Origin of the sequence: Polaribacter ponticola, assembly GCF_026191475.2 — a bacterium.
In the GTDB taxonomy this organism is placed as follows: domain Bacteria; phylum Bacteroidota; class Bacteroidia; order Flavobacteriales; family Flavobacteriaceae; genus Polaribacter; species Polaribacter ponticola.
Window position 1 is genome coordinate 554,878 of sequence record NZ_JAOSLC020000003.1, and the last position, 18,631, is coordinate 573,508.

Sequence of the window (18,631 nt, forward strand, 5' to 3'; positions counted from 1 at the left end):
ATGTTATATAAACAAGTAACATATAGCTTCTTAATGTTTTTCACAATTTTATCAACTGTGGCAAAAGCTCAACAATTATACATAGAATCTGGGGTAGAAAGTGCTTTCTTTAAAGATTATGTAAATAATCGAGGAGAAAATTCTTTAGACTTAAGTTACCCTAAATCTCAAGAGTTTTTTATTGAAAGTGGACTTCGTTTAAATATTTATAAAGAAAGATTAAAATTGAATTTAGGAGGCAGTTATAACACATATAAGATAAATACCGGATTTTTTTCGGGAGAATCAAGTATACCTTTAACTTATAATTTAACTTATGTTAGTATTAAATCTGGTTTTATTTTTAACATAATAAATGAGCCTAGATTTAAATTTCAAGCACATACACACCTCTCTTACGATTGGCTTTATAAAGGCACAAGTACTTTTAGAGGAGTTGTTAATGATTTATATAATGATAATACATACGATAAAACTCTAATTCGTTTTCATAAAGGTTTAAGCGTAGAATACAATATATCAAATAAAATAGCAACTTATATTAGTTATAATATAACAGATAGTTTTAGAGAAAAAAATGAAGATAGTAACATCGAAGAGAGTTATGTATTTCATACAAATGCAATTTCCATGGGTATGATTTTTAATATTCTTAGTCGAAGAGAAATTTGTTACGGAGGATTTTAAATAACAAGAGTATGAAACTTAAACATAAAATATGTTTTTTCTTTTTATTATTGACCAGTGCGATAGCATTAGGTCAAACTCCTGGTTTTAACTATCAAGCACTTATTTTAAATAATGAAGAAGTACAGATTCCGGGAACAGATGTTACAGAAAATAAAATTCCGTTAAGTTCAGAAGATATAATTCTACGTTTTACTATAACTAATGAAGCTGGCATAGAGTATACAGAAGAACATAAAATTACAACCGAAGAAAATGGAATGGTTTCTATTATTGTTGGTGAAGGAACGCCTATAAATTTTAGGTTTGAAGATATTTTATGGGATGGAAAACTAAAGTATTTAAATGTAGAATTAAATATTCTTAGTAATAATGATGGTTTTGTTTTTAGATACTCAAAAGATACTTTACATTCCTCACCCAACAAATGGAACAGGTAACGTAAATATTGTAAATACTTTAGAAGAATTAACTCCACCATATACAACTGGAGATTTAATTTGGATTACAAGTTATGGTGAGAATAATAATACTTCATTATTAATTTGGAATGGTAATAGTTGGGTACCTGTAAATGAAGATTTTGATCCAACAAACGAATTAGGTCTTATAGTAGTTTCAAGTAATATTGATCGTGATACGCAATTTACTAACCCAAAAAACGGAGATCAAGTTTGGAATAAAGAATGTAAATGCATACAAGTTTTTGACGATACTATTTGGGAATCTATAAACTCAAAAGCAATTAATGGACTTCATACTAATAATAATACCATAAAATTAGGAGGAGAACTAATAGAACCTACTACAATAACAGTAAATGAATTAAATACTCTTGCCATTAAAGGTTTAGAAACAAGTTTAAATGATGATGATAAAATTATAGTTGTAGATAAAGACACAGGTGTTTTAATGCAAAAAACTTTACCTGCTATTACTTCAACTTCACAAAAAACTGAAGTTGTTATTTATGCAATTGATGGTCAAATAGAATTTAAAACCCCATTAAATATTACTAATGTAGAAAAAATCAATGTTTTTAGAAATGGAGTAAATATTAGCTTTACAGCGTTAAATGATAAAACAATAAAATTAGAGCCAGAAGCAGTATGCTATGAAAATGATAAAATAAGAATTGTTCAATTATACTAATACTACCCCCCTAAATAAAATTATAAAATGAGAAAAACTAACAGTAAAATCAAATTATTAACACAACTATTAAAATTAAAAAAAATGAAAAATAATTATTTAAAATTAGCCGTTTTAGGCCTTATGATGTTTGCAGGATCTGCAATTAATGCGCAAACATCAGACACAACAGATGCAAACTTAAATAAAGGTGCTGGAGATGGTGTTTCAGTAAGAGTTATAGACAATAAAGGTACTATAAAGTATTTACAAACTAATAATGGTATTACTTCTATTACTTCAACTTCTGCATCAAATAGAACAACTACTACATGGCAGTTAGGAGGTACACTTACAGATAGTACATATATAGATGTAAGCAATAGAATATTTGCTTTAGATGGAATAAAACTATTAACTCCTACTCTTTCAGCTGGAGATGCAACAACAGCAGCAATAGCATCTACAGCCTCAAATGCATCTTCACATGGAGGCACAGGAACTGGTTGGACTGTTTTAATTAGAGATGAAGAAACTGGTGAAACAAAAAAATTGTTAGCAACAAACTTAATTACAGCTGGACGACAAGAATTCCCAATAGTCACAGATGGTGATACTGCAATAACTGCTACTGGTTTAGCAATGGGAACATCAATTAATAAAATATCTGTTTATAGAAATGGGGCAAAATTGAGAGCTGGAATAGATTATACACTTACTGCAGATGATACAATCACTTTAGACATTTCTGCTGCTGATCCTAATGATTGGACAACTTATGCTGGTGATATTATAGAGGTTCAATGGATTTATTAAATTTATAATATTGTTTAGAGAGTTGAAATTAAAAGAAATCAACTCTCTAAACAATTAAGAATTAAAACATATCTTTTAAGAAAGAATTAATTAATGTTTTATAAAGGGCTCATAAAATTATTATTATTTACATTTTTTGCAAATTGCATACAACATACTATTGCTCAAGAGATTAGAGTTATAGATAATAAAGGAACCTTAAAAATAGCAAATAACAATAGTGTAACTTCCTCAAATACATCCCCATTATTACCTTTAGAAAACGATATTTGGTACGATACAACTTCAAACCCTACTTTAATCAAAATTTATAATGATGGTAATTGGGTAAATTTATCTAAAACAGGTATAGAAGGATCTATTTTTTTTGCAGGTGCAGATGGCACACTTACAGAAGATAATGCTCAATTATTTTGGAATACAACTAATAACAGACTTGGTGTAGGAACAGATGATCCTCAAACAAAATTTCATGTAACAGGAGGTGTTAGAGCAGAAGGAGTATTAAACTCTGCAGGAACTTTTGGTATACCTGCATATCGATTTAGTGGTGATATTGATACTGGTATTTTTAATCCTTCAGCAGATTATATGGGTTTTAGTGCTGGCGGAATTGAGGCTTTTAATATTAGTGAGATAACTAATACAACAACTGTAAATATTAAAGAAACGTTAAAGTTAGATGGTCAAATATTAGATGAATTAGGAGTTGCAGGTACCGTTGGACAAGTTTTAACCGCAACAGCTACCGGTACAAAATGGGAAGTTGTTATTAATGATGTTGATGATGAATTAATTTTTGACGGTAATGATGATGGGATAAATACTAATGATAATTTCTTATATGTTTCCTTAATAGTAAATGGAGCTTGGAAAGTAATTAGATATAACAAAACAGATGTAAACGTAGAGGATACAGCTACTGTTTTAACAAACTCAGGACAAGTAGCACAACCAACAACCTTAGCAGAATGTACCGCATTAACATTTTAATTAAATGAAAAAAGCAATACTTATTTTTTTATTTTTAACATTTACAATTTATGTACATGCAACATTTACTTTATCTGGTTCTACAATAACACAAACAAATACAGACACCGATTTATCAGGAATTATAGGAATAGCAGGTGTAACAACTGTTCAAGTAGGCGTTGGAACGGATAGGGAATATATAGTTTATGATATTGGTAACTTACAATTAGTAATAAATGGAAATTTAACTATTGATGCTTCTAAAGAAATGTTGCTTATTGGTATTTCTTCTCCTTCAAATGTAATTTCTGTAAACGGAACTTTAAATGTTCAAGATCAAGAAATAAGAAACGGATTTACTTCTTATCAGCAAAGAACAGCAATTAGAACTTCTTATAATATCGTTAATTGTTGTGGTAATTTTTCAATAGATGTTACTAATTCTGGCACACTTAATATGCAAGGTGGAGGTATCGAAAGTTCTTCTTCAATTCAATTTCAAACAAATTCAACAATTAATATACAAGATGGTAGAATCGAACTTTTATCAACTCCAGATCCAGAATACCAAATTCGACAATTCTCTAATAATTTAACTGCTATAAATTTTAATTTAGTAAAATACGCTATGACTATGGTTGGTACTCCAATTAAATTTGAAGGATACAAACCAACGCATGCAGAAAATGGAATTAGCTTTAGTAGTTCTTCTGCTAGTACACAATATGATTTTAGAGACTATTCTGGGGGTGGTCGAGGAAATAGATTAGATCTAGGTTTATGGGCAAGCAAAAAAGGAAAAGTTATCAATTCTTCGGATGGAACAAATGTAATTATAGAAAGGCATAAATCTGGAGATATTAGCTCTCAAGGAACTTGGCAAATTACAAAAGAAATTGAACCTAGAATAGTAGATGAAGATGGTGTTCCATTACAAAATACCAAAATGTTTATTAGAGATAACGATAACGGAAATCGAGTTGATGGAAATGGTTACACTTTTTCTAATGATTTTACTTATTTCAATACCTCAAATGCCAGTGGTCTTATTCCAATAACAGAAGTTCTTACAGGTGCCGTTAATCATTTTAATGGTTCTATTGCTACAGTATTTGATAGAAGAAGCAAAAACGATAATACAGATGATGAGTTCGATATTCATTTTTATCATTATAATAAAGTAATTACTAGATCTATTCAAAAATTAAAAGGTGTTGGAGTTTTAAATTTTGATTGGACAATGTTTGATGATACCAATATAACTGAATCCGACCCTACAATTGTAGCTGCATATACCACTTTAGACAATTTAGGGCAACTTTATGATTATGCTAAATATTGGAAACAATTAAATCAAACTAATTTAGAAATTCCTAGTATTAACGAACTATTAATAGATACCGAAAACTCTTTATTAAACCTTGGTGATTATAATTTAATAGTAGATGCTACTGCTGCTGCTGTTTTTGCAATTGACACAAACACCAAAACAATTACTATAAAATCTACTACACTCCTAACTTCCACAAAATTTATTGGAATTAAAACAACAGCTAGTATTACTTTAAATAATGGTGCAACTTTAGAGCATGGTTATATAGATAATACTGGAACTAACAAATTTGTGCATTTAAAATGGAACTTAGGAACTACAAATGATGTAAAAATTGTAAACCAAGATGATTTATCTGTAATTTCATATACATCACCAGTTAATAGTGTTTTTAAAGGGCATATTTTAGTTCCTAATCCTGTACCAACAAATGGAATTGAAGTTCAGGTTAACTTTTTATCTTATGGACCCAACCTCTTTAAAGAATTAATTCCTGAAGAAGATATAAATTTTGTTAGATTAGATATAGATTTGATTGACGTTGGTACAGAAATAAATCAAATGAAAATGCTTCAAATATCAGAAAGACTCTTAGTTAAAATTGAAGCTATTAATAATGCAATGAATAATTCTGTAACACCTACATTAACTATAAACCAAACTGTTACAAATACTTTTGATGACGGAACACTTCAAAATCAAGAAGCTATTTTAGTTATTTTAAAAAGATTATTAAGTAAAGTTAGTGCTGCTAGAGAGGCTTTAAAGAAAGATTAAAAAAGAAAAGATAAAGTAACTTAAAATAATACTCAATTACACTCTTTAAAATCCTTATCAGATTAAATATATTACCTTTAATTTTCTTACATTTAAAACCTGAAAATTAGTATTAATATGAAGAAGGAGAAAATTGTAGATTTACTAGAAGAAAAGCATTCCAATTTATTTAAATGGTTAGAAGAGCAACCTAAAGAGAATTGGGAAAAAGGACCTGTAGAGAAATGGTCTACAAGTCAACATATTTTACATTTAGTAAATAGTTTACAATTATTAAATAAAGTATTAAGCTACCCTAAATTCTTATTAAAATATAAATTTGGAATTTGTAATCGTAAACCAAGAGATTATGAGGCTGTAGTAAAAAATTATCAGCAAAAACTATTAAAAAATCAAGAGAAGGCAAAAATATTTAATCAAAGTTTAAAAATGCCAACTTTAAAAGAAAGAAAAAGGTTAATTATTAAATATCAAATACAACAAAAGAAACTACAGTATAAAACAAAAAAACTAGATGATAAGAATTTAGACACTTTATTAATTCCTCACCCTTTAATGGGTAAAATGACTATTAGAGAAATTATTATGTGGACTGCTTATCATACAGAACACCATACAGTAACTTTAAAAAAGAATTATTAATTGAAAACTATAATTAAAAAACCGCATCTATTTTTTTTAGTATTGTACCAATTTTTATCATTGTTGGTTTTATTAAAAGAAATGAAATTATTGATGTAGCTCTATACGATACTCTTTTTGCAGTTAAAGTTCATTTTTGGTGTTATTTTTCTGCGGTATTCTCAGGTATAATAGGCTTAAATTATTATTTAATTCATTGGCTTCAAAAACCACTTGTACAAATATTATCACTTTTTCATGTAATTTTTCAAATTGCAGCAATCGTTCCTTTTATATTTTGCATTTTTTTTATTAATGAAAAAAGAAGCTATAATTACGATTCCTTTTTAAATGGTGTAGACTTATATAGCGTTTTATCTACCTCTTTTTTATTATTTTTAGTTTCATTTTTATTACATTTATTAAACTTTTTTATTAGTTTAATTTCAAAAAAATAAACTCATTCTTAATATACTTTTTTTAAAGTCTAATTTTAAAACATAATAAGTATTTTATCTTTTATAAGCGAACTGTAATTTTTATATTTGTAGTTCCAAAAAAGAATACAAATTATGTTTAATAATTTAAGCGATAAATTAGATAAAGCCTTACATACTCTAAAAGGGCATGGTAAAATTACAGAAGTTAATGTTGCCGAGACTTTAAAAGAAGTTCGTAGAGCACTTTTAGATGCCGATGTTAACTTTAAAATTGCCAAAGAATTCACTAAAAAAGTTCAAACTGAAGCTTTAGGACAAGATGTATTAACTACATTAAATCCTGGGCAATTAATGGTTAAATTGGTAAAAGATCAATTAACTGAGTTAATGGGAGGTGAAACTGTTGGTGTAAATCTTGGTGGCTCTCCAACTGTAATTTTAATGTCTGGTTTACAAGGTTCTGGTAAAACAACATTTTCTGGTAAACTTGCCAACTTTTTAAAGACTAAAAAATCTAAACAAGTTTTATTAGTTGGTTGTGATGTTTACAGACCCGCAGCAATAAATCAATTACAAGTTGTTGGAGAACAAATTGGGGTAGAAGTTTACGCAGAAGTAGGTAATAATAATCCTGTAGAAATATCTGAAAACGCTATTAAACATGCAAAAGCAACAGGAAAAAACGTAGTTATTATTGATACCGCTGGTCGTTTAGCAGTAGATCAAGAATTGATGATCGAAATTTCAAATATTCATAAATCTGTTAATCCGCAAGAAACTTTATTTGTTGTAGATTCTATGACGGGGCAAGACGCAGTAAATACTGCTAAAGCTTTTAATGATATTTTAAATTTTGATGGAGTTGTTCTTACTAAATTAGATGGTGATACTCGTGGTGGAGCTGCATTGTCTATTAAATCTGTTGTAGATAAGCCAATTAAGTTTATTGGTACTGGTGAAAAAATGGATGCGATTGATGTTTTCCATCCAGATAGAATGGCAGACCGTATTCTTGGAATGGGAGATGTTATATCTCTTGTAGAGCGAGCTCAAGATCAGTACGATGAAGAAGAAGCTAGAAAACTACAAAAGAAAATTGCTAAAAATCAATTTGGTTTTGACGACTTTTTAAGTCAAATTCAGCAAATCAAAAAGATGGGAAGCATGAAAGATTTAGTGGGTATGATTCCTGGAGCTGGTAAAGCAATGAAAGATGTAGATATTGATGACGATGCTTTTAAAGGTATAGAAGCTATTATACACTCTATGACTCCTTCAGAAAGAAGCACTCCTACTTCTATAAATGCAAGTAGAAAAAAGAGGATTGCAAAAGGTTCTGGAACAAGTATTCAAGAAGTAAACCAATTGATGAAGCAATTTAATCAAATGAGTAAAATGATGAAAATGATGCAAGGTGGCGGCGGCAAAAAGATGATGCAAATGATGAAAGGAATGCAATAAAAGTTTAAAAAAGAGGTAGACAATGTTTATCTCTTTTTTATTTATCAAAATACAACAATACAACAACACAAATTAAATGATTTTATTAGACGGTAAAAAAACTTCAGCAGATATTAAAGAAGAAATTGCTTTAGATGTAAGAGAATTAAAAAATAGAGGAAACAAAACACCCCACTTAGCAGCAGTTATAGTTGGTAACGATGGTGCAAGTATTACATATGTTAACGCAAAAGTAAAAGCATGCGAAAGAGTTGGATTTGAATCTACTTTAATAAGATTACCCGAAGAAACAACTGAAGAAGATTTACTAAATGAAATTGCTGTTTTAAATGTTGATAAAGATATTGATGGCTTTATAGTACAATTACCTTTACCAAAACATATTAATGAGCAAAAAATATTAATGGCTGTAGATCCAGAAAAAGATGTAGATGGTTTTCATCCTACTAATGTTGGTAAAATGGCTTTAAACTTACCTACCTTTATCTCTGCAACACCGTTTGGTATTTTAGAATTATTAGACAGATATAATGTAGAAACTTCTGGAAAACATGTAGTAGTTTTGGGTAGAAGTCATATAGTGGGTAGCCCAATGAGTATTCTTTTATCACAGAAAAGAAAAGTTGGGAATGCTACAGTAACAATGTGCCATAGTAGAACGCAAAACTTAAAAGAAATTACCTTACAAGCAGATATAATTGTAGCCGCTATTGGAATACCAGAGTTTTTAAAAGCAGATATGGTAAAAGATAACGTTACAGTAATAGATGTTGGTATTACTCGTTTAGCAGATTCTTCTAAGAAAAGTGGTTATAGATTAGTAGGTGATGTTGCTTTTGAAGAAGTGTCTAAAAAATCTGATTTTATTACGCCAGTTCCTGGAGGTGTTGGCCCTATGACTATAGCAATGTTACTAAAAAACACACTGTTAGCCTGCCAAAGAAAAAACTAAAACAACTTTATGGAGGGTAAAAAAGTTACTAGTTATTTTTCTGAATACTTTCAAATTTTTGTAGGTATCGTGCTTACTAGTCTTGGATTAAAAGCTTTTTTACTTCCAAATGGTTTTTTAGATGGTGGTGTTACTGGTATTGCTTTGTTGTGCATAATGCGGAAATCGAGCTAAAATTGAACATTTGAACTAAAAAAGCCAACCGCATATTTTAGCACATTCGGTTTTTGCCTACGCCTACTTCCAACGCTCTAAAAACCAAAAGAGCTAAAATTTCCCACCGCAAAAAATTGTATTTCAAATTAAATTAATTACATTTGACCATAATTAGTCAAGTCTAAATTTGGTAAAATGACACTTGGACAGAAAATCAAGGAATTAAGAGAATCGAATGGAATGTTTCAGAGGCAACTTGCTTCAATACTTGAAATCGGAGATGGTTTTTTAAGTAAGGTTGAAAGCGACCAGAAACCTTTAAAACGAGAACACTTAAAAACAATTAGTGAAACTTTCAATTGTTCGTTTTCGGAATTAGAAGCTTTGTGGATTGGCTCAAAGGTTTATGACATAGTTAAAGACGAAAAAGAAGGAATGAATGCCTTAAAAGTTGCAGAAGAACAAATGAAATACGAGAAAAAATAATTGATGAAATACCAACTATATAAAAAAGATAGAAAAGAAGTTGTTCCTGTAGAAGAAACCAAACTGAACAAACTTGCAAAAACTAAACTGAACGAGATTTTTGAAAAGAGAGTTGAGTTAAGAATACCAAGTAGATTTATTGAAGATTGGGAAAAAGTTGCATTATTTCATTCAAAAGGAGATGTTGAAAAAGCAAACGCCATTCTTTTTCCAAACGAGAAATCAGCTTTTGCTTTGAATAATAACTTAAATGATTTAACAGCAAAAGAATGGTTGCCAGAAACTATTACAGTATTTAGTCAAAAAGGATTAGGTGCTGGAAATAAAAATGCACAAATTGAAAAACAACATCCAGCACCTTTTTCATTTCAAGATGTTGGGAGACTTATTCAATTCTTTTCTAAAGAAAATGACAAAGTTCTCGACCCATTTTCAGGAGTAGCTTCAACTGTAAAAGCTTGTGCATTCAATAATAGATATGGTTACGGAATTGAATTAAATTCTAAATACCACGATTTGGGCTTACAACGAATTAAATTGGAAGTTCCTGACGATTTCCCTTTAAAAACCGAACAAAATTTAATAAATGGAAATAGTCAGAAAGAAATTAAAAAGTTCAAAAAAACGAAATAGATTTTATTGCAACAAGTCCACCATATTGGAACATATTGGAAACTGTTGACCATAAAGGAAAAGAAAGAATTGACAATGATTTAGACCATAAGTATAGTGAGAACAATGAAGATTTGGCAAATATTGAAGATTATGACAAATTCCTTTCAACACTTGCAAAGTTTTTCAATGACTGTTCCAAACCATTAAAGTCTGGAAAGTATATGTGTGTAATTGTAAGCGACTTTAGAAAAAAAGAAAAATACTACACTTTTCACGCTGATTTAGCGAATGCGTTGGAGAAAAAAGGGAATTTTGTGTTAAAAGGAATTAAAATATTATACCAAAGACACAAAAGTATTTATCCTTACGGTTATCCTTTTTCATTCGTTCCAAATATGCACCATCAAAATGTTTTAATATTCCAAAATATCAAAAAAGATGATTGAGACAAACAAAATATATTACGGAGACTGTATTAAGCAAATGCAGAAATTAGAAAATGAATCAGTCGATTTAATTATAGCTGACCCACCATACAATTTGAACAAGGATTTTGGAAAATCAACCAATAATTGGAATGATGCAGACGAATGGATAAAATGGTCAAAAAAATGGCTTGATGTTGCAATTACAAAATTAAAACCAACAGGTTCAATTTTCATTTATGGAATTCACCATTATTTATGTCATCTTCACGTTTATCTTTATCAAAAAGATTTAAAATACAGAAGGCAAATAATCTGGCATTATGAAAACAGTTTTTCAGGTTATAAAAATTCGCCTTCAGCAAATTACGAACCTATACTTTGGTTTTCAAAAACTGATGATTACACTTATCATCAAATAAGAGAGCCATATAAAAGTACCGAAAGATTAAAAAACAAGATAACTAAAAACGGAAAAGTTTGGACACCACATCCAGATGGAAAACACGCTGGAGATGTATGGAATATTCCCATTTTGGCAGGCAGACGTTTTGCAGATGAAAAAGTTGACCATCCAACACAAAAACCATTAGCAATCTGTGATAGAATAATTAAACACTTCTCAAATGAAAATGATTTAGTTCTTGTTCCTTTTGGTGGTTCTGGAAGTGAATGCGTTAGTGCAGTAAAAAACAACAGAGATTTTATAGCTTTCGAGAAAAATAGAGATTACATCAAAATTGCTAATAATCGATTGAAAGAATTAAATGTCAATAATCAAATTGAGATAGAAATTAATACAAATGGTATATTAGCAGAAATTTAATTTCTGCTGATTCAATGAAAAATATACCACATCAATTTGTACAATTAAATAAGTTCTATAGAGCTCTTGTAACTGTCAGAGAGCTTATTGAGGAAGAAATACCTTTAAGAGATGAAAATTTAGGCGAAAGACTTTTAAGAAATCAAGTCATCTTTCCTCGGACTCAAGGACAGTCAATTGAAGATTATTTAATTGAGCAAAGTGCTAATACACCATCAAATCGAGGTTATTATACAGCAGCTAGAGAGACTAGAAGATTTTTTCAATTACTTGGGTTATTAACTGTTGCAGCAGATAAATCAGCATACTTAAGTCATTCAGCGATTAGACTACTTTCAACTGATAGCGAAGCTTCAAGATTACCACTTTGGCGAAGTGCCATTCTGCAAATGGGTGTTGAAGGTGCTGATGGAGAAATTAGTTACCCTTATTCTATTTTATTAAATTTAGTAAGAGACAATCCAGGGTTAGAAACACGCAAATTAATGCTCGCATTAGATGCAGAAAATAATTCTGATGAAGAATATCAGAGAATTTTGGATTTATCTAATACAGAGTTTAATGATATATTACAAGTTTTAAATTTAACAGAACATAAGGCAAGAAATGCAGTCAAAATATTACCATCATTAGCAGAGCAATTAGGAGATATTGAAAGACGTGGTAATAATTCTTTTCCAATAGGCCAACTCAGTGTAACAGAAGATGAAATCTCGACAGAAATTCCGCCAGAATCCGCTAATCAAGATGGTATTCTATATTCACAATTCCGACCAGTAACAGCAGGTACAATTGCAGTAGACCCAATTTTCAATACGGTTTCAGGAGTAACTATTGACCTTACTCAATCAATATTAATTAGACAAGAAAGATTATCGCAACATCAAGAAATTGTAAGGCAACTTGGACTGTTCTGTGAGGAAAGAGCATTTGAGCTTTATGAAGGAAAGTTCGATTGTTTGTCTACAATGGAAGAAACAGCTTTAGTTTTTGAAATTAAAACAATTTTGAGTTCAATGTCTGACCAAGAAAAACAAACAATTAAAGGAGTTGGACAGCTTAAATACTATAAGTTTTCAATCGTAAACCGACAAATGGAATACGAGGACATTAAAGAATTTTTGGTCTATTCTCAAAAACCACAAGTCAGTTTAATTGAATTTTGTACAGCGGAAAATATTAAAGTAGTTTGGTTAGAAGAAGGAATATTTAAAATTTACGATTCTGTTTCAAATGAGGATATTGATTTTGAACCATTAGATTTTGTATAAAAAGCCAACACTCAAAGCCATACACATTCGCAATTCGCTACAGCCATTGCTACGCCAAAAATTGCAAAAGAGTATGTCTTGCCAACGCTCACTTCCGAACTAAATAACAAACATCGGAAAACCAAGCTGAACGTGAAAAGCACTATGCACAACAACGTGTATAAAACATAGCTATTATAGGCTTTCCGAGAGGTTTTTGTATATTTACAAAGTACGCCAAATTTTTTATTTGGTTATAGTTTTAAAAGAAAATTAAACATAAAAATAAAAAATTCGGCTCGTGCTAAATCCGAAAAGTTAGCGTCTTTTTACACGCTACGTTTCATACACAAGACCGTTAGTAAGAACTCAAGTAGACATAAATATGTCTTACTTATTAATAATTTTTAGTATCCCTTTTTTAATACTCGGTTATTTTACTGTTACTAAAAGAATCGTTTTAAAATCTGTTGTAAGTATTCTTGGAGTTGCACTTTTTATTCATTTTGAAAACTTTCAAACCATTACAAATGATAAATTATTAATTTCAATTTTTGGTGGGTTACTTGTTGGGTCTGGTATAGGAATAGCTATTAGAAACGGTTCTGTTTTAGACGGATCAGAAATATTAGGTGTTTATTTAAATGATAAATTTGGAGTTAGTATTGGTAAAATTGTTTTAATTTTTAATATCATTTTATTTACTATTACTGCTTTCATCATTTCAACAGAAATTGCTCTTTACTCAATTTTAACATACATTGTTGCAGCAAAAGTTACCGATACTGTTATTGAAGGTTTTGAAGATTTTATTGGTGTTACTATTGTTTCTAAAAAATATGATAAAATTAAAATTGCCATTCTAGAAGAACTAGGAACTGGTTTAACTGTTTATAAAGGTTCATCTGGTTTTGGTAGTAAAGGAGAAGCAGAAGATTTTGATATTATACACTCTATTATAAATAGAATAGATATTAAAAAAATGTACCGATTAATTAAAGAAATAGATACAGAAGCATTTATAGTAGAGTTTGATGTTAATAGTGTAAAAGGAGGTGTTTTAAGACATTATATTGATAAGAAAAAGAATAAAAACTTAGAAGTTTTTAAAAACTCAATTTCAAATAGTAAAAAGTAACTTGTATTTTTTACTATTTGAAATTAATTCATATACTTTATTCTCTTTTGCATTCAATTTTCCAGGTTGGATAAACAATTTTTTCATTTAAATCAGTCCACTCACCAATCCATTTATACCCATTTTTTGTAATATCATAAAAAGTAAGTCTAAAAAATCCATCTGTCCCATTTGGAGCTTTATGATTTTTATAAAGAACTATATTTCCTTTTTTATTTTTATTACCATTCCAAACAGAGAGTGTTTGAGAAAGTTTAGAAGAAGAGTAATAATGTACGTTCCATTGTTTTTTAATGCTATCATATTGACGTATACTGCCAGAATGATTACCGTCTTCTTTAAGAGTTTCATCTTGAACTGCTTTTCCGTTCATAATGTATTTCCATCTCCAAATCATTTTTACAGGTTTTGCCCAACTACCATCAGGTTTTCTAGACTCAGAAGTACAACTACATTCGCCAATTAACTGTTTATAATCTTGTATTTCTTTTGCTGCTTTTGGATTCATTTTTCCAAAAGGGTATTCTTTTGATGTATCAAAATTAAATTGACCAAAAAAAGAAATTGAGGATAATAGTATTATTACTGATAGAGTTTGCTTCATAATGATAGTTTAAGTGTTAAACAAATCAACAACAAAAAAGCTTTTAAAATTAATAAATGCAGTAAGGTGATTCTTTTTTGCAGTAAAGTTCGTTAAAATTAATACAAATTAATTACTTAAATAATCTTTCACTTTTTTTAAGTTACTTTTAGATACTAATACTTGTTTATTATTTTCTAATATAAGATTAGGGTTGCGATTTAAATTTAGTTCTTTAACTTTTTTCATGTTTACAATAGATTTTCTATGCACTCTTAAAAAATGATTATCAAGTATATTTTCTAAAGATTTTAAAGAAATTCTCATAGAATACGAGGGCAAATCAATTGAATGTACCATAACGCAGTAATCATCTGCCTCTAACCAAGTTATTTTATCTATAGGTATAATTTTTAAATTATTACCAACTTTTACTTTTAACACTTTAGCTCTATCTGTATTTGATTTTTTTAATTTTTCATATAGATTTCTATTAGTAGCTTTTACGTTAATTAGCTTTTGTACTTCAATTTCAAGTAATTCTTTAGAGTAATTTAAAAATAAAATAATAGAAATTGCTATATAACCTAATATATATATAGGCGACTTTTGAAATAGATAAAACAAAAAATATTCTTGAAAAAATCTTGAAATTGAATTAGTATCACTATTTATAAAAAAAGAAAGTAAAGAAATAAATAAAATATTAATTAAAACAAGTGCTAAAATTATCCCTAAATATTTTAAAATAATTTTAGTATTTATTTTTTTATCAACATCTTTTTTAATGCTAAAAAGTAAAATAAAACCTATAAAAAACCAAATTATCCATCTGTAAATTTGATTTTTAAAAAGTTCTAAAAATGCTACATCATTATATAAGTTAAACCTTTTTATGTAAAATATTTGCTGAAAAGTTTCAAAACAAATTGCTATTAATAAAACAATCGAAATTATTAAAATGTTTTTCTTTAGTAATAATTTCGAATCTATTTTCATTTCTATTAAGCTTCTTCTCTATGCACTAAATCAATAGAAAAAGCAGGTAAACAAATAGCTATATATTGGCAAGTTTCTTTAAAAGGATTAGAATATTGTACTCGTGTATTCTTATCAATTTTTATTGATTGTCCTGCTTCTAATACAATTGTTTCTTCTTCAATAATAAATTGTTTTTTTCCTTTAATTATATATGTATACTCATCAAATTCAGGAACTTGAAAAGGTTCACTCCATTTTGGTGGAGCTTCCATGTATGCAATACTTATTTCGTTGTTTTTATCTGTTGCATTTCCAAAATGCTCTTTAATTAATTTTCCGTCTGTTGTAGGTACTACAAATGGAGAATTTTGAATGGTATATTTTTTCATAAATTAAAAAAGTAATAATTAAACTCCCTATTAACAACTTTTTCTATATTAGTAAAATTATCAAAATCTTTATCTATAGAATAAAATTTATCTGCTTTTTTAAGCTCATCAGCATTAAAATACATTTTTGCTGTTTCAGAAAGTTTTTTATTAGATTTATTTTTAGAACCAATTGCTAACCTTAATGTGTTTATATAACTTTTATCATTTAGCAAACATCCAATTATACCTATAGATTCTGGTTCGGAAACAGTACATTTATTAAGAATATTTCTTTCTACATTATTTATAGAAATATCATTATCTAAATAATATTGTAGAATTATACGTCTTTCAAATTCAGAATTTGGTTTTAAAATATCTTGTTCACTATTTTCTATAGAATACTTCTTCAAAATATGTTAATTAAACCAAACAACAAAAGATTTTATTTTAGCTAAATCTGGAATCTGCTCCAAAGAAACTTTCTGAGAGCTAAAGTTTTTTAACCCTAATTCTTCTTTATCAATTGTAATTGTTGCATTTAAAGCATCTAAAAATAACGTAACAGATTGCAAAGTAGATTCTGGCCTTAAATTATTATAAGCACTAATTTCTAAAAAAGTAGAACTTAAACAAATATCATCTTCTGTTTTAAATCTTCGATCATGTATTTCTATACTTTTAATTGTAGAGGTAGAATCTAATTGTTCTTTAGGTACAATAGTTAATAAATGCTTACCTCCTTTTTCGAATATTAAATATTCATCATCATCTTGAAAATAATCATCACCTAAAGCCCCTTCGCTTAAGTTTTTTACAATAGAATCGTTTTTAAAAATATTTTCTAAATCTTGTACGGTTGTTTTACCAGTAATTAAACCAACTTTTCCTTTTTCTATCTTAAACTTACTGTTATTATTACAGCTTACAATAAATAAAGATATAGCTAATAAAATTAATGGTAATGAGTTCTTTTTGGTCATTTTTTATAGTTTGATACGTTCTTTAAACGTAAAATTATGATTTTTGTTATTTAATTACTTTTTTTAAAATTCCAAATACCGCTCTTATAAAAGTTGCGCTTGTTAATACTTTTACTATTGGGTTTTGTCTTGTACTTCTTCTAGAATAAGATTTAGCCGATTTTTTTCTCTTTCTCTAATCTCCTTTGCTCTCTTTTTCTGTTCTGCTTCTTCTTTTATAGCTTTCTCTTCTGCCTTATTAATTTTATCAATTTTACTGTTTAGCAATTCGTAAGCGCTTTCTCTATCTAATTCTTGATTGTATTTATGCATTAATCTAGAATTGCCTATAACTTGTTTTAGTTCTTTGTCAGTTAAAACATCCATTCTACTCATTGGAGCACGTAACATGGTTCTAGCTAAAGGAGTAGGAATTCCTTTTTCGTTTAAAACTGATACAAAAGCTTCACCAATTCCTAATTGAGTTAAAACATCTTTAGTGTCATAATATTTAGAATCTGGGTAATTCTCTGCTGCTAATTTAATAGCTTTCCTATCTTTTGCTGTAAAAGCTCTTAAAGCATGTTGCACTTTTAAACCCAATTGTGCTAAAATATCTTCTGGTACATCTTTAGGATTTTGAGTTACAAAGTATAAACCAATACCTTTAGAACGTATTAACTTAACAATACTTTCTATTTGATTTAATAATGCTTTAGATGCTTCTTCAAATACTAAATGAGCTTCATCTATAAATATAATTAACTCTGGTCTACCACTATCTCCTTGTTCTGGAAATGTTTCATAAACCTCTGCTAATAATTGTAACATAAATGTAGAAAACAATTTTGGTTTATCTTGAATATCTGTTAAACGTAAAACAGAAATCATACCTCTACCATTTTCATCTATTCTAGTTAAATCTTCTACTTCAAAAGATTTTTCTCCAAAAAACAAATCGCCTCCTTGTTGTTCTATTTCTACAATTTTACGCAAAATTGCGCCTGTACTAGCAGTAGAAATTCTACCATATTCGTTTTGTATTTCTTCTTTTCCTTCTTGCGTTACATATTGTAACACTTTCTTAAAATCTTTTATATCTAATAATGGTAATTTATTATCATCACAATATTTAAAAATAATGGCTAAAATACCCGATTGTGTTTCTGTTAAATCTAAAATTCTAGAAAGTAAAACGGGTCCAAATTCAGAAACTGTTGCACGCATTTTAGTTCCATCTTGTTCAGAAATTGTTAAAATCTCTACAGGAAATTTTTTAGCCTCAAACGGAAAACCAATTTTTGCGTGTCGTTCATCAATTTTTGCATGTCCAGGACTTGGTTGAGCCAAACCAGATAAATCTCCTTTTATATCCATTAACAAAACAGGAATTCCTTGTTCTGATAAATTTTCTGCTAAAACTTGAAGTGTTTTAGTTTTACCCGTACCAGTTGCACCAGCAATTAAACCGTGTCTATTTAAGGTTTTAAGCGGAACTTTTACTAAAGCATTAGTAACTGTTTCTTCTCCTAACATTGCAGCTCCAATTTCTATAAACTCTCCTTTGGTTTTGTAACCATCGTTTATAAACTTAAAGAATTCTTCTTTCTGAGTCATTTACTTAAATTTTGATAAAAATAATTAA

The 18,631-nt window shown here is 28.8% G+C and carries 21 protein-coding genes and 1 pseudogene; 16 read left to right on the plus strand and 6 right to left on the minus strand.

The window, feature by feature from the left end:
* The 16 genes from N5A56_RS07390 to N5A56_RS07465 all read left to right on the plus strand — a co-directional run bounded on the left by N5A56_RS07390 (nt 1) and on the right by N5A56_RS07465 (nt 14,089).
* Complete coding sequence (locus N5A56_RS07390; RefSeq protein WP_265724875.1) at nt 1-687, plus strand: hypothetical protein; 687 nt, start codon at nt 1-3, stop codon at nt 685-687.
* An 11-nt stretch (nt 688-698) separates the two neighbouring features.
* Entirely contained in the window at nt 699-1,127 is a 429-nt protein-coding gene (locus N5A56_RS07395) for a hypothetical protein (protein ID WP_274270304.1), read from the plus strand.
* Nucleotides 1,060-1,839 carry a hypothetical protein gene (locus tag N5A56_RS07400; RefSeq protein ID WP_274270305.1) on the plus strand — a complete coding sequence of 260 codons (780 nt, stop codon included), beginning with the start codon at nt 1,060-1,062 and terminating at the stop codon, nt 1,837-1,839. Before N5A56_RS07395 ends, N5A56_RS07400 begins: the two co-directional genes overlap by 68 nt.
* A gap of 84 nt (nt 1,840-1,923) precedes the next feature.
* Complete coding sequence (locus N5A56_RS07405) at nt 1,924-2,634, plus strand: hypothetical protein (protein WP_265724877.1); 711 nt, start codon at nt 1,924-1,926, stop codon at nt 2,632-2,634.
* 93 nt (nt 2,635-2,727) lie between these two features.
* Nucleotides 2,728-3,627: a hypothetical protein gene (locus N5A56_RS07410; protein WP_265724878.1), complete on the plus strand. Its 900-nt coding sequence runs from the start codon at nt 2,728-2,730 to the stop codon at nt 3,625-3,627.
* Between the two features lie 4 nt (nt 3,628-3,631).
* Nucleotides 3,632-5,719 carry a hypothetical protein gene (locus N5A56_RS07415; RefSeq protein WP_265724879.1) on the plus strand — a complete coding sequence of 696 codons (2,088 nt, stop codon included), beginning with the start codon at nt 3,632-3,634 and terminating at the stop codon, nt 5,717-5,719.
* 117 nt (nt 5,720-5,836) lie between these two features.
* Nucleotides 5,837-6,361 carry a DinB family protein gene (locus tag N5A56_RS07420; RefSeq protein ID WP_265724880.1) on the plus strand — a complete coding sequence of 175 codons (525 nt, stop codon included), beginning with the start codon at nt 5,837-5,839 and terminating at the stop codon, nt 6,359-6,361.
* A gap of 551 nt (nt 6,362-6,912) precedes the next feature.
* On the plus strand, nt 6,913-8,241 hold the full coding sequence (ffh, locus tag N5A56_RS07425; RefSeq protein WP_265724881.1) for a signal recognition particle protein: 1,329 nt from the start codon (nt 6,913-6,915) through the stop codon (nt 8,239-8,241).
* Nucleotides 8,242-8,317: 76 nt separating this feature from the next.
* The gene (gene folD / locus N5A56_RS07430; RefSeq protein WP_265724882.1) at nt 8,318-9,193 is read left to right on the plus strand and encodes a bifunctional methylenetetrahydrofolate dehydrogenase/methenyltetrahydrofolate cyclohydrolase FolD; all 876 of its coding nucleotides are present in this window, start codon (nt 8,318-8,320) and stop codon (nt 9,191-9,193) included.
* Nucleotides 9,194-9,202: 9 nt separating this feature from the next.
* Nucleotides 9,203-9,367, plus strand: coding sequence for a YitT family protein (locus N5A56_RS07435; protein WP_265724883.1), 165 nt, complete (start codon nt 9,203-9,205; stop codon nt 9,365-9,367).
* A gap of 177 nt (nt 9,368-9,544) precedes the next feature.
* Nucleotides 9,545-9,835 carry a helix-turn-helix domain-containing protein gene (locus N5A56_RS07440; RefSeq protein ID WP_265724884.1) on the plus strand — a complete coding sequence of 97 codons (291 nt, stop codon included), beginning with the start codon at nt 9,545-9,547 and terminating at the stop codon, nt 9,833-9,835.
* A 3-nt stretch (nt 9,836-9,838) separates the two neighbouring features.
* Nucleotides 9,839-10,468 (plus strand): DNA methyltransferase, encoded by a 630-nt coding sequence (locus N5A56_RS07445; RefSeq protein WP_265724885.1) that lies wholly within the window; start codon nt 9,839-9,841, stop codon nt 10,466-10,468.
* Nucleotides 10,469-10,503: 35 nt separating this feature from the next.
* On the plus strand, nt 10,504-10,896 hold the full coding sequence (locus N5A56_RS07450) for a hypothetical protein (protein WP_265724886.1): 393 nt from the start codon (nt 10,504-10,506) through the stop codon (nt 10,894-10,896).
* Nucleotides 10,889-11,701 carry a DNA-methyltransferase gene (locus N5A56_RS07455; protein WP_265724887.1) on the plus strand — a complete coding sequence of 271 codons (813 nt, stop codon included), beginning with the start codon at nt 10,889-10,891 and terminating at the stop codon, nt 11,699-11,701. The genes N5A56_RS07450 and N5A56_RS07455 overlap by 8 nt, the downstream gene beginning before the upstream one ends.
* Nucleotides 11,702-11,715: 14 nt before the next feature.
* Complete coding sequence (locus tag N5A56_RS07460; protein ID WP_265724888.1) at nt 11,716-12,972, plus strand: hypothetical protein; 1,257 nt, start codon at nt 11,716-11,718, stop codon at nt 12,970-12,972.
* Between the two features lie 358 nt (nt 12,973-13,330).
* On the plus strand, nt 13,331-14,089 hold the full coding sequence (locus N5A56_RS07465) for a YitT family protein (RefSeq protein WP_265726110.1): 759 nt from the start codon (nt 13,331-13,333) through the stop codon (nt 14,087-14,089).
* 37 nt (nt 14,090-14,126) lie between these two features.
* On the opposite strand, the gene N5A56_RS07470 is transcribed toward N5A56_RS07465, so the two are convergent.
* From N5A56_RS07470 to N5A56_RS07495, 6 genes and pseudogenes are all read right to left on the minus strand, one after another.
* Nucleotides 14,127-14,693, minus strand: a complete 567-nt coding sequence (locus tag N5A56_RS07470; RefSeq protein ID WP_274270306.1) for a hypothetical protein — start codon at nt 14,691-14,693, stop codon at nt 14,127-14,129.
* A gap of 108 nt (nt 14,694-14,801) precedes the next feature.
* Nucleotides 14,802-15,671 (minus strand): LytR/AlgR family response regulator transcription factor, encoded by an 870-nt coding sequence (locus tag N5A56_RS07475; protein WP_265724891.1) that lies wholly within the window; start codon nt 15,669-15,671, stop codon nt 14,802-14,804.
* Between the two features lie 5 nt (nt 15,672-15,676).
* On the minus strand, nt 15,677-16,042 hold the full coding sequence (locus N5A56_RS07480) for a cupin domain-containing protein (RefSeq protein ID WP_265724892.1): 366 nt from the start codon (nt 16,040-16,042) through the stop codon (nt 15,677-15,679).
* Nucleotides 16,039-16,437, minus strand: coding sequence for a hypothetical protein (locus N5A56_RS07485; RefSeq protein WP_265724893.1), 399 nt, complete (start codon nt 16,435-16,437; stop codon nt 16,039-16,041). The genes N5A56_RS07480 and N5A56_RS07485 overlap by 4 nt, the downstream gene beginning before the upstream one ends.
* A gap of 6 nt (nt 16,438-16,443) precedes the next feature.
* The gene (locus tag N5A56_RS07490; protein WP_265724894.1) at nt 16,444-17,007 is read right to left on the minus strand and encodes a hypothetical protein; all 564 of its coding nucleotides are present in this window, start codon (nt 17,005-17,007) and stop codon (nt 16,444-16,446) included.
* A 46-nt stretch (nt 17,008-17,053) separates the two neighbouring features.
* Nucleotides 17,054-18,603: pseudogene (locus N5A56_RS07495) on the minus strand (helicase HerA-like domain-containing protein).
* Nucleotides 18,604-18,631 lie beyond the last annotated feature (28 nt).

Coding starts and splice junctions, on each gene's coding strand:
- N5A56_RS07390 (WP_265724875.1), top strand. CDS start 1: ATGTTATATAAACAAGTAACATATAGCTTCTTAATGTTTTTCACAATT.
- N5A56_RS07395 (WP_274270304.1), top strand. CDS start 699: ATGAAACTTAAACATAAAATATGTTTTTTCTTTTTATTATTGACCAGT.
- N5A56_RS07400 (WP_274270305.1), top strand. CDS start 1,060: ATGATGGTTTTGTTTTTAGATACTCAAAAGATACTTTACATTCCTCAC.
- N5A56_RS07405 (WP_265724877.1), top strand. CDS start 1,924: ATGAAAAATAATTATTTAAAATTAGCCGTTTTAGGCCTTATGATGTTT.
- N5A56_RS07410 (WP_265724878.1), top strand. CDS start 2,728: ATGTTTTATAAAGGGCTCATAAAATTATTATTATTTACATTTTTTGCA.
- N5A56_RS07415 (WP_265724879.1), top strand. CDS start 3,632: ATGAAAAAAGCAATACTTATTTTTTTATTTTTAACATTTACAATTTAT.
- N5A56_RS07420 (WP_265724880.1), top strand. CDS start 5,837: ATGAAGAAGGAGAAAATTGTAGATTTACTAGAAGAAAAGCATTCCAAT.
- ffh (WP_265724881.1), top strand. CDS start 6,913: ATGTTTAATAATTTAAGCGATAAATTAGATAAAGCCTTACATACTCTA.
- folD (WP_265724882.1), top strand. CDS start 8,318: ATGATTTTATTAGACGGTAAAAAAACTTCAGCAGATATTAAAGAAGAA.
- N5A56_RS07435 (WP_265724883.1), top strand. CDS start 9,203: ATGGAGGGTAAAAAAGTTACTAGTTATTTTTCTGAATACTTTCAAATT.
- N5A56_RS07440 (WP_265724884.1), top strand. CDS start 9,545: ATGACACTTGGACAGAAAATCAAGGAATTAAGAGAATCGAATGGAATG.
- N5A56_RS07445 (WP_265724885.1), top strand. CDS start 9,839: ATGAAATACCAACTATATAAAAAAGATAGAAAAGAAGTTGTTCCTGTA.
- N5A56_RS07455 (WP_265724887.1), top strand. CDS start 10,889: ATGATTGAGACAAACAAAATATATTACGGAGACTGTATTAAGCAAATG.
- N5A56_RS07460 (WP_265724888.1), top strand. CDS start 11,716: ATGAAAAATATACCACATCAATTTGTACAATTAAATAAGTTCTATAGA.
- N5A56_RS07470 (WP_274270306.1), bottom strand. CDS start 14,693: ATGAAGCAAACTCTATCAGTAATAATACTATTATCCTCAATTTCTTTT.
- N5A56_RS07475 (WP_265724891.1), bottom strand. CDS start 15,671: ATGAAAATAGATTCGAAATTATTACTAAAGAAAAACATTTTAATAATT.
- N5A56_RS07480 (WP_265724892.1), bottom strand. CDS start 16,042: ATGAAAAAATATACCATTCAAAATTCTCCATTTGTAGTACCTACAACA.
- N5A56_RS07490 (WP_265724894.1), bottom strand. CDS start 17,007: ATGACCAAAAAGAACTCATTACCATTAATTTTATTAGCTATATCTTTA.